At 37.7% G+C, this 17,238-nt stretch carries 9 protein-coding genes; 5 read left to right on the forward strand and 4 right to left on the reverse strand.

Going from position 1 to position 17,238, the window contains the following annotated elements:
• Positions 1-197 precede the first annotated feature (197 nt).
• The 3 genes from RIV7116_RS29495 to RIV7116_RS29505 all read left to right on the forward strand — a co-directional run bounded on the left by RIV7116_RS29495 (position 198) and on the right by RIV7116_RS29505 (position 2,639).
• Positions 198-737, forward strand: coding sequence for a hypothetical protein (locus RIV7116_RS29495; RefSeq protein WP_015122000.1), 540 nt, complete (start codon positions 198-200; stop codon positions 735-737).
• Positions 738-877: 140 nt separating this feature from the next.
• Positions 878-1,948, forward strand: coding sequence for a dihydroxyacetone kinase subunit DhaK (gene dhaK, locus RIV7116_RS29500; protein WP_015122001.1), 1,071 nt, complete (start codon positions 878-880; stop codon positions 1,946-1,948).
• A 289-nt stretch (positions 1,949-2,237) separates the two neighbouring features.
• Positions 2,238-2,639 carry a fasciclin domain-containing protein gene (locus tag RIV7116_RS29505; protein ID WP_015122002.1) on the forward strand — a complete coding sequence of 134 codons (402 nt, stop codon included), beginning with the start codon at positions 2,238-2,240 and terminating at the stop codon, positions 2,637-2,639.
• Positions 2,640-2,819: 180 nt separating this feature from the next.
• Here RIV7116_RS29505 and RIV7116_RS29510 read toward each other — a convergent pair whose 3' ends face one another.
• The 4 genes from RIV7116_RS29510 to RIV7116_RS29525 all read right to left on the reverse strand — a co-directional run bounded on the left by RIV7116_RS29510 (position 2,820) and on the right by RIV7116_RS29525 (position 9,843).
• A complete protein-coding gene (locus RIV7116_RS29510) occupies positions 2,820-3,083 on the reverse strand; it encodes a Txe/YoeB family addiction module toxin (RefSeq protein WP_015122003.1) in 264 nt (87 codons plus the stop codon).
• The gene (locus RIV7116_RS29515) at positions 3,080-3,304 is read right to left on the reverse strand and encodes a hypothetical protein (RefSeq protein WP_015122004.1); all 225 of its coding nucleotides are present in this window, start codon (positions 3,302-3,304) and stop codon (positions 3,080-3,082) included. The genes RIV7116_RS29510 and RIV7116_RS29515 overlap by 4 nt, the downstream gene beginning before the upstream one ends.
• A gap of 110 nt (positions 3,305-3,414) precedes the next feature.
• Positions 3,415-7,656 (reverse strand): AAA-like domain-containing protein, encoded by a 4,242-nt coding sequence (locus tag RIV7116_RS34320; protein ID WP_015122005.1) that lies wholly within the window; start codon positions 7,654-7,656, stop codon positions 3,415-3,417.
• A gap of 51 nt (positions 7,657-7,707) precedes the next feature.
• Positions 7,708-9,843: an AAA-like domain-containing protein gene (locus RIV7116_RS29525; protein ID WP_015122006.1), complete on the reverse strand. Its 2,136-nt coding sequence runs from the start codon at positions 9,841-9,843 to the stop codon at positions 7,708-7,710.
• 349 nt (positions 9,844-10,192) lie between these two features.
• On the opposite strand from RIV7116_RS29525, the gene dhaL reads away from it, so the two are divergent.
• On the forward strand, positions 10,193-10,816 hold the full coding sequence (gene dhaL / locus RIV7116_RS29530) for a dihydroxyacetone kinase subunit DhaL (RefSeq protein ID WP_015122007.1): 624 nt from the start codon (positions 10,193-10,195) through the stop codon (positions 10,814-10,816).
• 842 nt (positions 10,817-11,658) lie between these two features.
• Positions 11,659-17,154: an ATP-binding sensor histidine kinase gene (locus tag RIV7116_RS29535; RefSeq protein ID WP_015122008.1), complete on the forward strand. Its 5,496-nt coding sequence runs from the start codon at positions 11,659-11,661 to the stop codon at positions 17,152-17,154.
• Positions 17,155-17,238: the final 84 nt, after the last annotated feature.

The following is a 17,238-nucleotide window of genomic DNA, read 5'->3' on the forward strand; positions in this document are numbered from 1 at the left end:
TAAATTTTAGTTTTTTTGGGATGCTGCAAACGAATGATTTACAAATCATAATTACAGTTTCGCAATACTTAATTATTTTTAGATTTCCAAGTTTTAATTGTTACCATACTTTTCATATTTAATTTATATTGGAAACCGCAAACTGAATATATAAATAACTTGTAACTGTTATTTAAAATTTTCTCGCAAATAAAACAATGATACCTAGATTACAAAGAATTCTAGCAAAATCTAAAAGTGCTGTGGTTTTAAGTTTGATATCATTATCTGCGATTTATCTTGTAAGCTGTAGCGATAACGCTTCTGAGAATAATGTTACGCAGGAAACTAATTTATCGGCGGATACATCTACAGAAGCTGATTTATCTCAAGATTTATCTACACAAACCAATATATCAACTGAGAAATCAGTCACAGCAGTAAAGCAAACTAAAAAAATAACTCCCTCACAACTCATTCAGATTAAACAAGCATTACCGGGTAAAAATGTAATTATTGACCATGCTTTTCAAGTCAACTTGAAAGAGTTTGGTACTACTTTATTTGTACCCGCAAAAGAATCTTCTGAGGATTCACCTCAGCCCAAACTTGGTCTTTATTTGGTTAAAGATGGGCAAATTAAATTTACTTTTCCCCTACCCGAAGATGTACAGCCTTGGAATTTTCTAGAACTTGATGCAGTATCTTTTGAACAAAATTCCCAAAATAAAGTCTTTTATGGGACAGACTACTACTAGTTCCCAGAATTGCATATTTGCGATGAAATAATTTTTTCATTACCCATTAACAATTACCAATTACCCATTACCTATCCCCACATATATGATAAATATTTAATTGATAATTTAAGATTCACATCCTACGGGTGAAAGGTGATATGAAAAAGTTAATTAACCAGCCCGACGACTTTGTACGCGAAAGTCTGGAAGGAATGGCTGCTGCTCATCCCGATTTAATTAAGGTAAATTTTGCACCTACTTTTGTATATCGTACTGATGCACCCGTAAAAGGAAAAGTCGCAGTTATTTCTGGTGGTGGCAGCGGGCACGAACCGATGCACGCTGGTTTTGTGGGTATGGGAATGCTTGATGCTGCGGTTCCTGGAGAGGTTTTCACTTCTCCGACTCCCGACCAAATGTTAGCTGCTGCAAAACAGGTTGATGGTGGTGCTGGTATTTTAAATATCGTCAAAAATTATAGCGGCGATGTGATGAATTTTGAAATGGCTACGGAGTTAGCCCGCAGTGAAGATATGCGGGTTTTAAATATTTTAATTGATGATGATGTAGCCGTTAAAGATAGTTTATATACTCAAGGTCGTCGCGGTGTCGGAACTACGGTATTAGCTGAAAAAATCTGTGGTGCAGCAGCAGAACAAGGTTATGATTTACAGCAAATTGCCGATTTATGCGCCAAGGTTAATTGTAACGGTAGAAGTATGGGCATGGCTTTGACTTCCTGTACGGTACCCGCAAAAGGTTCGCCGACTTTTAAATTGGGTGACACAGAAATTGAAATGGGTTGCGGTATTCATGGTGAGCCGGGAAGGCAACGCACGTCAATGGCTCCAGCAGATGAGATTACAGAAACCCTAGCGCTAGGGATTATTGAAGATTCAGCATATACTCGCACGGTAAGGCAATGGGATGAATCGCAAGGTGATTGGGTAGATGTGGAATTGACAGATTCACCTTTGGCAAGCGGTAGTAATGTTTTGGCTTTTGTTAATGGTATGGGTGGTACTCCCCTGAGCGAGTTGTACATTGTTTATCGAAAATTAGTAGAAGTTTGTCAAGGGAAAGGGTTAAAAATTGTCCGTAATTTAATTGGCTCTTATATGACTTCCTTGGAAATGCAGGGTTGTTCAATTACTTTGCTCAAAGTTGATGATGAGATGGTTAAACTTTGGGATGCTCCGGTGAAGACTGCTGCTTTGAAGTGGGGTTGATTATTTTTTAGGACTTACGCAACCGGCACATTTTTCTTGTAGGGTGCTGTGACACTTAGGTCAATTTTCAACGTAATAATAAGACTTTTGGTGTCACGCACCATCCGAGTCTTGTGACAGTTGCGTAAGTCCTGTTCTTGTTTAAAAATCTTGAATCAGTCTCAGTTAGTTCTCACAACCACCTCGGAATCAATTCCGAGGCTAATAGCTCAAGTCTACTAAAGTAGACTGAAATCCCTGCCGAGTCGTCACTATCTCTTATAATACTTGGTAGAGTAATGGTGAAAACATGGCAGATATAGTTGATATTGCTGTTAGTGCTGATTCTTTTAATACGCTAGTTGCAGCAGTACAAGCTGCTAATTTAGTAGAAACATTAAAAAGTCCCGGACCTTTTACAGTTTTTGCACCTAATGATGAAGCTTTTGCAAAATTACCTCCCGGAACCGTTCAAACTCTGGTACAAAATCCTCCCCAGCTAGCAAGAATTCTCACATATCATGTTGTCGCGGGCAAATTAATGCAGGCCGATTTAGCAAAATTGAAAACTGTAAATTCTGTGGAAGGTTCCCCTATTAATATTAATTGTAATCATAAATTTGAAGTGAAAAATGCCACTATTTTAGCAGCAGATATCGAAGCTGATAATGGTGTAATTCATGTGATTGATAACGTTATTCTTATGGGTTGATTTGTAAGGCGATTGGGTAGATGTGGAATTGCTCAAAGTTAATGATGAGATGATTGTTGCTTTGAAGTGAGGTTGAATTAAGTTCGTAGTAACGCTTTAGCGCAGAATATTTATTTGGGCTAAAGCAAATTACAAACTGTACACACTTTACAAAAAAATCTGCCAGTTGCATAAGTTCTATTATTCATAATGGTACTTACAGGCAGCAATAATTATTTCTGTATCGTTTATAGTATAAACTAAACGATGTTCTTCATTAATTCGTCTTGACCAAAAGCCAGCCAGTTCATGTTTTAATGGCTCTGGTTTTCCTAAACCAGTAAAAGGAGAACGGTCAATATCTTTGATTAGCTCAACAATTTTTTTATACAGTTTTTTATCTAACTTTGACCACTCGTTAAAATCCTCAAACGCACCCGGTTCAAATACAATTCTTCTATTCATTCAATATTGTCTATATCTACTTCAACAAGATTAGATTTATTTTGAATATTTTCTACCGCTTTTAACAGGTGTTTCTTATTTGCTTCAGAAGATAATAGATAAGCAGTTTCGTCAACTTCGTATACAACAATTTCAATTTCTTTATCTGGGTAATTCACTTTCAGTGCATCAATAAAGTTACTATCCAACTGTTTGGTATTTATGCGATAAATTGAATGCATAGCTGAATTCGATTTGTTGTGGTTTTAATTTATATATTATTACATTTCATTGCCTTAGCGAAGCTCCTCTGAAAGAGGTACGAAGGGTTATTTCAACGAACACCATATCACTACTCACTCCGCAACTTCTCCAACTCTTCCTTTGTAAACGGATTCTTACCTTCCCGTAGGGCTTTTAACCAACCCTGGCGTTGTGCTTTTATATCTTTTTCTTTTTCATCACTAGACTTGGCAATAAATGCTTCAAAATCGAGTATTGCCCCTTTGTAATTCCCCGTCAACGCCCTCGCTAACCCCCGACTATCGAGAATAGCGCCACTATCCGGGGCAAGTTTCACAGCATTTTCACAAGCAAACATTACCTCTTTGGCGAATTCATTTAAACTACCTTGTCCACAAAGATTATTCCAAGCATCAGCATCAATTTCAACTTTGGCATCAATTTTCTGTGCTTGTTTATAAGCTGCGATCGCTTCTTTTATCTTCTTTTCTCTAACAAAAATAGCGCCTTTGCTAACTAAATGTATCGCTTGTACTTTTTTCTGAGGGTCAAATTTTAATTCCGGATTCCACTTTAAAGCAGTCTTAAAAGTCTCAATAGCACCGTTAACACCTTTAATATCAACAGCTTGTGCTTTCTCTTCCCCAATTTTCACCAAATACGGTGCTGCTGCTTTGATATTAGATGGTGTTTGACATACCTTTAATTTTCGTAAATATTGGGCATTGACAACTAAATAATCATCCAACCACTCACAACCTCTTTTAAGCAAATTATCCAATTCCTCTATCTGCCAAATTCTTGCAGTTCCGTCTTCAGATGCGGTAAGAATGCGTTTACCATCATCGCTAAATCTAGCGCTATAAACACTTCCTGTATGACCTTTGAGAACGGCTAATTCTTTGCCAGAACTATCCCAAATTCGAGCAGTTTTATCCCGAGAAGTGGTGAGAATACGTTTACCATCATCGCTAAACATAGCACTGTAGACACTTCCTGTATGACCTTTGAGAACGGCTAATTCTTTGCCAGAACTATTCCAAATTCTTGCAGTTCCATCTTCAGAAGCAGTAAGTATATACTTGCCGTCGGGGCTAAATCTAGCACTGTAGACACCTTTTGTATGTCCTTTGAGAACAGCTAATTCCTTGCCATTTGTATTCCAAACCCTGGCAGTATTATCCCAAGAAGCAGTAAGAACGTATTTGCCATTATTGCTGAACCTGGCGCTGAGAACAGTATCTGTATGCCCTGTTAGAACAGCTAATTCCTTTCCAGAACTATCCCAAATCCGAGTGGTTTTATCGCGGGAGGCAGTAACAATGCGTTTGCCGCGATCGCTAAATCTAGCATCTTTGATAAGCTTTGTATGCCCTTTGAGCACAGCTAATTTCTTACCTGAAGTATGCCAAATACGAGCAGTTCCGTCTTCATAAGCAGTAGTAATGTGTTTGCCGTCGGGGCTAAATCTGGCGTTAGTAGTACCCTTTGTAAGATTTTTAAGAACAAATAATTCATTACCAGAACTATTCCAAATACGAGCAGTTCCGTCTTCGGATGCGGTAAGAATGCGTTTACCATCATTGCTAAATCTAGCGCTATAAACACTTCCTGTATGACCTTTGAGGACGGCTAATTCTTTGCCAGAACTATCCCAAATTCGAGCAGTTTTATCTTCAGAAGCGGTGAGAATACGTTTACCATCAGCACTAAACCTGGCGTTTTTGACACCCTTTGTATGTCCTTTTAAAAAAACTAATTCTTTGTCATCTTCATCCCAAATACGGGCACTATTGTCACCAGAAGCGGTAATAATATTTTTATTTTCAGAATTAAAACTGGCGCTGATAACACGCTCTGTGTGTCCTTTGAGAACAGCTAATTCTTCGCCATCTGGATTCCAAATCCTTGCTGTTCCGTCATCAGAAGCGGTGAGGATACGTCTTCCATCATCACTAAATTTAGCTGTGATGATACCTGATGTGTGCCCTTTAAGAACAGCTAATTTCTTGCCAGAAATATCCCAAATCTGAGCGGTATTGTCATCAGAAGCGGTAAGAACTAGTTCACCGTTAGGACTAAATTTGGCACCGGTGACACCCTCTGTATGCCCTTTGAGGACGGCTAATTCTTTGCCAGAACTATCCCAAATTCGAGCAGTTTTATCTTCAGAAGCTGTAAGAATGCGTTTATCGTCTGGGCTAAATATAGCACTGTAAACACGTCCTGTATGACCTTTGAGAACGGCTAATTCTTTGCCATCTGTATTCCAAATCCTTGCTGTTCCGTCTTCGGAAGCAGTAATAATACGCTTACCATCACGGCTAAATATGGCACTGTTGACACCCTCTGTATGTCCTTTAAGAACAGCTAATTTCTTGCCAGAACTATCCCAAATTCGAGCAGTTTTATCTTCAGAAGCTGTAAGAATGCGTTTACCGTCGGGGCTAAATATAGCACTGTAAACACGTCCTGTATGACCTTTGAAAACGGCTAATTCTTTGCCATCGCTATTCCAAATCCTTGCAGTTTTATCTTCAGAAGCGCTAAGAATACGCTTACCGTCTGGGCTAAATACAGCACTGTAAACACGTCCTGTATGACCTTTGAGAACAGCTAATTCTTTGCCATCGCTATTCCAAATTATTGCAGTTCCGTCTTCAGAAGCAGTAAGAATACGCTTGCCGTCGGGGCTAAATCTGGCACTGGTGAGAGCCTTTGTATGTGCTTTGAGTTGATTGCGTTCCCTTATATCATTCAAGATACTTTGCAAAACCGAGACGGGATTAGCTGCGGGATATTCCCCAGGGCGATTATCTTTAACCATGGTTTGTAACTTTTGCCCAGTTTCCATAGCTATAAATAATGCTGTTATTTCATAGCTATCAAATAACCTTAAAGCCCAATTTGCTGTCTGTTCGAGAACAGTAACTTGTTGTAAATTCTTTAATCTTCGAGCATACCAACTCACCCCTATGGCACCTGTAATTGCTACTGTCAAGATACCCAAACCAATACTAGTAGTCCACTTGGCTTTCCGTTGTGCATCAGCGACAATCACCTCGGCTTGTTTCTTGGTTTCTGCTAAAGCAAATTGAATTTCTCGCTTATCCAATTCCTGACTGGCAGCCAAAAACTGATAATCTACATTGCCCAAGCTTTTATCCTTAGCCCAAGCCAAAGCATCCTGCAAAGCTTGTCCCCGCAATAACCGCGATTCATCTTGCTCCTTTGTTTCCAACCAAGCCATTAAAGCCTGGGAGTATGGGCGTTGTTGAGCCAGTTCCTTTTCTACCCAATCTGCATTAAACACCTCTTGGTAAATGCGATTGCGTACCACTAAAGAATCATCCTGCCTCCGCACTACCCCAGATAATTTCAGGTGTGATTTGATATTTGACTGTTCCTCATCCACAACTGGATGACTAGCCAAACGAATTTCTCGATAAGCAGTTAAAACTTGTTCTTGATTTGGTGCGCGTTTGGTGAGCATATCCCGGACAAACTGCAAGTTATTATCTTGCTTGCTCATTGCTCCCAAAAACGTATTGCTAACCACCTGTTTCACAGCTGCATTAGACCAACTTTTTTTGTGTTGCTCGCTAATAACACTACACAAACGTTGAGTTAAATAAGGATGCCCACCAGTCCATTCCAGCACGCATTTTAATAATTCTTCTGCTGGCTTGCTTGTTAATCCCAACCCTTCAGCCAGCGGCATGGCTTCCTCAACAGTAAAATCAGTTAAATCCAACCGTTTTCCCACATTAAAAGGAGTTCTTTTAGCATCGCGAATCAAATCCCCCGGTGTTGCCACCCCAATCAACACAAAAGAAAGCCGCTCAAATTTATCATCTTGGGCGCGAGCAACATACAGATAACGAATCGCTGCAAAAAAGTCATCAGTAAAATCCAAACTGAGAGTAGTATCAATTTCATCCACAAACACAACCACAGAGGATTCCACTTCCTCTAACAATACCTGCTGAAAAAAATTGCTCAATCGCTGAGTGAAACCCACATGATCGTTAGCTTCCCACCACTCATCAACATCCGTATCCAAATCCAATTGTTCTTCAATCTCCAGCAGCAAACCCAAATACCACTGCTCCACCGTCACCTGAGTACCAATTTTCGTCAAATCAATAATTACAGACTTCACCCCAATTTTTTTCAACTCAGATGCAGTACTAATCATCAAACTAGACTTACCCATCTGCCGGGAAGTGAGGATATAAGCAAATTCACCTTGCCCACACAACTCCAAAAGCACCTCATCCGCTTCCCGACGAATGTAAATTCCTTTGCTAGCTTGGACAGTACCACCTAAAGAGTAAATTGATTTAGTCATAGGGAGTTGTTGGTGCTTAGTTGATAGTAGTTAGTGGTTAGTTGATAATTGTTAACTGTTAAGATGCTCCCGGAAATATTCGCCGTAAAGCTGACAGCGGGGTATTACTTTCTGCCCATTGGAGCGTACCAAACCAGCCCCGCGCAACTCCCAGAATATTTGTTGATTTTCACAGGTATTATTTTCAACTACTTCTAGTAAAGATTCTTTTAATTCTTGCCTATCGTGTAAAAGTGATAATAAACGCCGCAAATGGTCGCCAAAGGGACCTCTGGGGCTGTTAGCACGATTAAATAATTCTGTACTAGTAATTTGTCCGCTGGCAACCAAATACAGTGCTTTCCTGGTTAAATAAGGATGTCCGTTTAATAATTTCATTAATTTAATTTCATCGCTACTGTTAAAAAGCGAACCATGTCGATAATTGAGGTCGGCTACCTGTTCTACAGTAAAATCCTCTAATTCAATTACTTGTCCGACGTTAAACGGAGATTGATTTAGGTCGTCAATTAACTGATAAGGCTCAGTAGAAGTAACTAAAACAAAATCCAGATTATTCCAAATATCACTCATGGCACGGCTATTATGCCAATTACGCAACATCCCAAAAAAATCATTGCGAAAATCTGTGTCAAACACCTTATCTACTTCATCCATTGCTAAAACCAACGGAATATCCAATTCTTTTAATATGTAACGACTGACGTAACGGGTACAGCGTTGAATATTACTAATGTTTTTCTGCCAATATTTATCAACTTTGTCCTCCATTTCTAGTTCATCACTCAACCAACAACAAAATTGACGTAGAAAAATTTCATCGCTGCTTAAGTCAGCTTTTCCTAACAGTTGAAAATCGAGAAATAGTACGCGCTTATTTTCATCCCGAGCCGCTTTCATTATCCGGTTGAGTAACGAACTTTTACCAACTTGTCGGGGACCTTTGATAGAAATGGTTACACCCTGCTGGACAATGGTATTTAGGGCAATGCGATCGCCTTGCCGTTCTACATAAAAAGCAGATTTGAGCTTCATCGTCCCTTCTGGAATTTCCAAAGCTCCTGGCTGTGCGGAAGGAGAAGGACGCGGCAAGTCAGATGGTTCTTTTGATGGCAGCAACTCAATCTTTTTTTGCGTGCTAACACCTAATTCTCTATCATAAATAGCTTGCTTTAACTCCTCTATCAGCCGTGGTGTATCTTGCTCGTGACTCCAATACGCCCAGTTGATATGATTCAAATAAGCACTTAAGGGATAGTGAAACTGCTGACGGTAGGCTAACCGTACTGGAAGAATCGCGGGTTTTCCCGATCGCTCTTGAGCAAACTCATGAGCCATTGTGATTTCCTTTTCCATCATCTCGCTGTGAACTGAATGCTCCGAAAGCAAGACAATTAAAAAATCACTATGGCGAATTTCTGTTTCAATTAGTTCAGCCCAACTGGTACCTACAAGTATTTTTTGGTCAATGAAAACTTGATGCTCTGCTGACAATGCTTGTACGATTTGTAAAGCTATTTCCTCATCTGGTTGTACATCCCGTTTATAGCTAATGAAAATACGTTTACCAGCTTGAGAATTATCTTGTTGAGAATTATCTTGTGAAGAACTTGTTTGTTGATGATTTACAGTATTTCTACATTTCAACACCGGAGTTGAAGATTCTGGAATACTTTCCAAATCAATTGAAGTACAGCCAAACTCAAACCCATCTTCAATAGTTCTACCTGCCCCCAAAGCATCATAAAACCCTACAGCAAACTCAATAGCAGCCTTATCCCCAATTGCTTTGTTCATTCCAATCACATAATCAATGTGTTGGTGAATTGCCTCTGCTTGCACTTCTGAATAACAAGCATTAAGAACCACACATTCAACCGTGGGAAACAATTTAAATAACCTTGCTAGGGATGATGCACTTACCAACTGCATTTGTCCCGAATTATCTTCTAATGCTAAACCTTGGCTTCCTCCACCATGCCCAGAAAAATGCACAATTTGTGGCTCATGATCTAATAAACCACGGCGCAAATCATTAACTCGCACCGCCAACTTAGAGATAATTTCAAATTCCTCTCGACGTTTTGCACGCTCTAAACCTGACTGAATTTCTCGCACCTCCTCATCCAAGCGCAGCTTAGAGGTATCTGTGGGATTGGCTGATAAAAGTAGGATTTTCTTCGCCATGCAGTCAAATCTTAAATTAAAAAAGGGCAACTATATCATTATCATTTATTAGTACTTACGCATTCACAAAAGTTAGCTTCTGTATTTAGTAATACCTGTTTACACTACGGATGTAAAGTGTAAAAAACAACATTTTTTTATTTATTATTTATAGGTTCGGATTCTATTAACTTATGCAGTGAGGGGATGAAAATAGGAAAATGGCAGTAGTAGTCTGTTTTATTAATTTTGACGGAATGTAGAGACGGGGTGCAGTGCTACGTCTCCCAACGTTACCGTGAAAACAAACCAGTCAGAATAATTTGAGCAGTTTAATAAGCCTATCAAATACAGAAAAGTTGAATTTATCATGCAAAAACAAACAATCATCAACTGGCTACAAAAATTTGCTTCAGAAATAGAACAAAACAAAGATTATTTAACAGAATTAGATGCAGCTATCGGAGATGCCGACCACGGTATAAATATGCAACGTGGTTTTAAAAAGGTGATAGAAAAATTACCAACAGTTGCCGATAAGGATATCGGTACTATCCTAAAAACCGTTAGTATGACTTTAATTTCTAGCATCGGTGGTGCTAGTGGCCCACTTTACGGTACTTTCTTTTTACGAGCAAGTACTGCTGTTGCTGGTAAACAAGAACTTGATGCAGAAAATATACTTGAGTTATTAAAAACAGGATTAGACGGAATAATTGCACGTGGTAAAACACAGCTAGGTGATAAAACAATGGTGGATAGTTTGCATCCTGCTGTTATGGCTTTTGAACAAGCTATAAATGATGGTGCTGATGTTAAAAATGCAGTGGAAAAAGCTGTTGCAGCAGCAGAACAAGGAATGAAAGAAACTATACCAATGGTTGCTAAAAAAGGAAGGGCTAGCTACCTCGGAGAAAGAAGTAAGGGACATCAAGATCCAGGTGCAACTTCTGTATATTTAATGTTGAAAAGTTTGCAGGAAAGTTTAATTTAGGACTTAGGCAAAATGACGTTGCTGATTACAAGTATGATTTTGCCGGTTTAAATATTCAGGACTTACGCAAGTGTCACACAACTTGGGTGGTGCGTGACACTAAAACCCTCACTATTACGTCAAAAAATCGAATAAGTGTCACAGCACCCTACAGCAGAAATGTGCCAGTTGCGTAAGTCCTAATATTGAAAAAATTAGGAATTTGTAGGGGAGGCAAAAAGCGGTGTAGATAAACTTCGCGCTTTATTGTCGTTGCGTTACGACGGCAGTCTAACGCACCGAAACTTTTATATGATGGTGCGTTGCGCGAAGCAAGCAACACACCCTACGTATGTTATGTCCTCCGGACACGCTGCGCTAACAAAAATCAATTAGGATTCCTATAGTTGAAAATATTCAATACTTACGCGATGTTTACAAGACTCGGGGTAAGCGCATCTCAAATCCTAGTAAATAAGCAGTAAAAATCGTCAATATATAATTATTATCCATAGCTACTCAATTAGATTTTTGACGATTACTAGGCTTGGATGATTGCTGCAAATTTAATACGCTAAGTATAATCCGCCTTAGTAAGAACACCGTAAGTATCTTCTCAAAATACTTATTACTATAATATGCTTCTTCAAAACATATTTTCGTTAAACAATCTGTATTGCAAAGTACACTTTTAGATACATTTACCCTAGGGAAAACCCACAAATTAGTGCCCTCGCTTTTGCCTGCCGCAATATAAAAACATGCCAGTTGCGTAAGTCCTAATATTGCAAATTTGACCTAAAACATAATCTTTCCTAATATTTTGGGAATACTAAATATACAAGTGTGGAGGATTTCGCAATATGGCTAACGTTCAGGGATATCAAATTATAGAAGAAATCTACAATGGTTTGAGAACCATTATATATCGCGCGCTTCGAGAAGAAGACCGAAAACCTGTCGTTATCAAACTACTTAAAAATCCTTATCCAGATTTCAACGAAATTTTGCAATTTCGCAATCAATATACCATCACTAAAAATATAAATTATCCCATAATTATTAAAACATATAGCCTTGAAGCATATCAAAATGGCTATGCATTGGTAATGGAAGATATGGGGGGAATTTCTCTCAAAAAATATTTTAATACTCTAGATATAACCTCTCTCGAAGAATTTCTGCAAATAGCAATTACCCTATGCGAAACTCTAAATATTTTAGCGAAACATAGAATAATTCATAAAGATATTAAACCAGCTAATATATTAATTAACCCGGAAACAAAGCAAGTAAAACTAATTGACTTTAGTATCGCTTCATTACTACCCAAGGAAACACAAGAAATTAAAAATCCCAATAGTTTAGAAGGGACGCTCGCTTATATATCACCCGAACAAACTGGCAGGATGAATCGCGGCGTTGATTACCGCAGTGATTTTTATTCTTTGGGTGTTACTTTTTATGAATTATTAACAGGAGAGTTACCCTTTAATTCCGATGATGCAATGGAGTTGCTACATTGTCATATTGCCAAAAATCCTCCGGAGTTGAAGAAGCTTCATCTTAGTTCTCTCACTGCTAAAAGACTTTACTCTAGCACTCTCCTTGAAGAAAAACCTCACCCTAACCCTCTCCTTGTTAGGGAGAGGGAACAAGAAATACCCCTGGTGATTTCAGATATAGTTATGAAGTTGATGGCGAAGAATGCCGAAGATAGATATCAAAGTGCTTTGGGATTAAAGTGCGATTTAGAAAAGTGTCTTTACCAATTAAAAGAAACTGGTTCAATTGAAAAGTTTGAAATTGCTCAAAGAGATATTTGTGACAAATTTATTATCCCCGAAAAACTTTATGGTAGAGAGCATGAAGTTGAACAATTATTAGCAGCATTTGAACGAGTATCTCAAGCAAATTGCGAATTAATGCTTGTTGCAGGTTTTTCTGGTATTGGTAAAACTGCTGTGATTAACGAAGTTCATAAACCCATTGTTAAACAACGAGGTTATTTTATTAAAGGGAAATTCGACCAGTTTAATCGTAATATTCCCTTAGATGCTTTTGTCCAAGCCTTTCGGGGTTTAATGGGACAATTATTAAGCGAAAGTGATGCTCAATTATCAAGCTGGAAAAATAAAGTATTACAGGCTTTAGGAGATAATGCACAAGTAATTATTGATGTCATTCCCGAATTAGAAAATATTATTGGTAAACAACCAGCAGTTCCAGAAATATCGGGTATTGCGGCACAAAATCGCTTTAATTTATTATTTCAAAAGTTTATTCAAGTTTTTAGCAGTAAAGAACATCCTTTAGTTATTTTCTTAGATGATTTGCAGTGGGCTGATTCAGCATCTTTGAAGTTAATGCAGTTGCTGTTGGGTGAGTCTAAAATCAATTATTTGTTGATAATAGGTGCTTATCGAGATAATGAAGTTTCTGCGGCTCATCCTTTAATGTTGACTTTGTCGGAAATTACTAAAGCAAAAACTATAATTAATACAATTACTTTAGCAGCATTAAATACAGAAAGTTTAAATAAATTGATTGCCGATACTCTCAATTATTCTGTAGAAATCGCGCAAACATTAACACAGTTGGTTTATCAAAAAACTCAGGGTAATCCGTTTTTTAGTAGACGGATTTTGAAAGCACTCTATGAAGATAATTTAATCGTATTTGATTTTGATACCGGCTCCTGGGTTTGCGATATCAATAAAGTCAGAGCGGCTGTGCTAACTGACGATGTTGTTGAATTTATGGCATTGCAGTTACAGAAGTTGCCATCACAAACATTGGATATATTAAAGCTCGCGGCTTGTATTGGCAATCAATTTGATTTAGCAACTTTGGCGATAGTTTGTCAAAAGTCGGAAACTGAAACTGCTGCGGATTTATGGAAAGCATTACAAGATGGGTTAATTGTACCGCAAAGTCAAGTTTACAAGTTTTATATCGAGTCAGAAATACAAATTAGCCAGTCTGAGAGTGGGGATATTGCAAATTATAAATTTTTGCACGATCGCGTTCAACAAGCTGCTTATTCTTTGATTCCCCAGGAGCAAAAAAAAGCAACTCACTATAATATCGGACAATTGCTGCTGGAAAAGATACCTCTAGAAAACAGAGAAGATAGAATTTTTGAGCTAGTTAATCAATTAAATTATGGAACTGATTTAATTACCGAAAAAAAAGAACGTACACAGCTAGCTAAGCTCAATCTTATTGCTTGTCGTAAAGCCAAAAGCGCAGTTGCATATCAGGTAGGAAGGGAATATGGGAATATCGGCTTATTGTTGCTGGGAGAAAACGCTTGGGAACAACAATACCAGAAAAGTTTAGCTTTCCATAACGAATTGGCTGAATTGGCTTCGCTGTGTGGTGATTTTACAGCGATGGAAGAGTTGATTGAGACAGTTACTGCACAAACCACATCGCTAATAGAACAGGTTGATGTATATCGAATTAGAATTCTAGTCAAAACCTCACAAAATAAAGCAACCGAAGCCATTGCTATAGCTCTACAGTTTTTACAAAAATTGAATATAACTTTTCCCGAAACACCCACACTCGAATATATTCAAGAAACTATTATCGAGGTTTACAAGCTAATTGGAGACAGGGAAATAGCAGACTTGGCTAACTTACCCATAATGACAGATGAGGAAAAAATAGCCATTATCCAGATTGCTAACAGTATAATGGCAGCTGCTTTTATATCTGGTTCTCCCTTACTTCCATTACTGGTTGCTTTATCAGTGAAGCTATCAATTCAATATGGGAATATACCAGCATCAGCCTTTGCTTATGCAGCCTATGGGATTATTGCTTGCAATCAGGTACAAGATGTAGAGACAGGAGTGAAATTTGGTCATTTAGCACTTGGAGTTATCTCCAAATTGGATGCTAAAGCTGTCAAACCAGAGATATTAAGTGTCGTAGGAGAGTTTATCTTACACCGTAAATCTCATGTTAAAGAAATACTACCCCTATTGCAAGAGGGCTACGGGTTAGCATTAGAAGTCGGAAACTTAGACTACGTTGGATATAATACCAAAAATCTTCTTCTCAATTCCTTTTGGTGCAGCCAGCCCCTGGATACTTTAGAGCAGAAAAATCGCACATATCTTAATAGCTTAGTACAATTAAATCAAGCCACAACAGCTAATTGGTGTCGAATCTATCGGCAAGCCGTGTTAAATTTACTAGGATTTGCAGAGCATCCGAGTATTTTGTCTGGGGAAGCACTACAAGAGGCAGAATTTATACCAAGACTACTCGAAGCCCATGACTTACTAGGTTTGTATTTCTTCTATTTATATAAACTGATGCTTTGCTATCTTTTTGGAGAAATTCAATCTGCTCAAGAGTATACCATTGAGGTCAGACGCTATTTCATGGCTGGAGCGGGAACAATTGGTGAGCCTGCATTTTATTTGTATGATTCGTTGACTGCTCTAGCAAGTTTGAATTCCCAATCTGCAAACAGAGCAGAGATACTTCAACGGGTGGAAGAAAATCAAATAAAATTACAACAACAATGGGCAAATTATGCTCCCATGAATCATCAACATAAAGTTGATTTGGTTGAAGCTGAAAAATGTCGAGTTTTAGGACAAACATTAGAAGCAATTGAACTATACGATAAAGCTATTTCTGGAGCAAAAGCAAACGCATATACTCAAGAAGAAGCCCTTGCTAACGAACTAGCAGGTAAATTTTGTCTTGACTGGGGTAAAGAAAAATTTGCAGCTTTGCATATGCAAGAAGCCTATTATTGCTATGCCCGTTGGGGAGCAAAAGCCAAAACAGACGATTTAGAAAAACGCTATCCTCAATTACTGACACCAATTTTACAAAATCAAAACAACAATTTTCAAAACGTTCTCAATACAAGCGTTCAAACAATCCATTCCAGTCACAATGGCATTTCCGAAGCTTTGAATTTTTCCTGTATTATCAAAGCTTCGCAAGCCTTATCAAGTGAAATTCAATTAGAACAGTTAATTTCCCGGTTAATGAAAGTGGTGATGGAACATGCAGGAGCGAAAAAAGTAGCTTTACTATTGTTAAAAAACGAGAATATAATCCTCGAAGCTTTAACTGATGTCAATCAAAAAGTTGAAACATTAGATATACCGTATCAAGACAGCAAAGATATTCCTATCACAATAGTTAATTACGTCAAACGTAGTTTAAAAACGGTTTTATTAGATGATGCAACAACAGAAAATGAGTTTGTTAACGATTCATATTTAATAGAACAACAACCCAAAAGCGTTTTGTGTATGCCGATTTTAAATCGAGGTCAATTCATCGGCTTGCTATATCTTGAAAACAGATTAACCATTGGAGCATTTACACAACATCATCTAAAAATTCTGAATTTAATTGTAACTCAAGCTGCTATTTCTCTGGAGAATGCCGAACTATATAGTAGATTGTCAGAATATTCCTGTACTTTAAAGCAAAAAGTAGAAGAACGTACTCAACAATTAAAACACAAAGCAACTCGACTTGAATCAGCTTTGCAAGAATTACAATGCACTCAAACCCAATTAGTTCAAGCCGAAAAAATGTCTGGCTTAGGTCAACTTGTTGCTGGAATAGCACACGAATTTAACAATCCTGTTAGCTTTATATATTGTAATATTACCCCAGCCAATGAATACGTAGAATCATTAATTGAACTAATTAATTTATATAAAAATCTATATTCACAGCCGGTTCCAGAAATAGAAGAAAAAATAGAAGAAATCGAACTATGTTATTTAATCCAAGACCTACCAAAACTACTGTTTTCGATGAAAAAAGGAGCAAAGCGTATCAAAGAAATTGTTTTATCATTACGTAATTTTTCTCGTTTGGATGAATCAGAAATTAAATCTGTAAATATTCACGATGGGATTGAAAGTACTCTATTAATATTGCAACATAAACTATCGTCGAATAATAAATATCCAGAGATTGAAATTATTAAAAAATACAGTCAGCTACCAGAAGTTAAATGCTATGCTTCGGAATTAAACCAAGTCTTTATTAATATTATCAGTAATGCAATAGATGCATTACGAGATAAAAAGATAAACAAGCCAACTATTACAATTATGACCTCAGTCAAAGATTCTCAAAATATATTTATTAGCATTGCCGATAATGGTATTGGTATGAATAAATCAGTTTTGAATAAAATATTCGACCCATTTTTTACAACGAAACCCGTCGGTAGCGGTACGGGTTTAGGATTATCAACAAGTTATTCTATTGTGGTAGAAAAACATGGCGGTAAATTAAACTGTGTTTCTACTCTCGGTGAGGGTACAGAGTTTGTCATTGAATTACCGATAAAGTTATTTTAATTCTTGAAATTAATAAGTCCAATCAATCTCAGAGGTATAATGAAAAACGGTTTAATGTTAAAAATTCACAATTCACAATTACAA

This window comes from Rivularia sp. PCC 7116 (assembly GCF_000316665.1).
Classification (GTDB): Bacteria; Cyanobacteriota; Cyanobacteriia; order Cyanobacteriales; family Nostocaceae; genus Rivularia.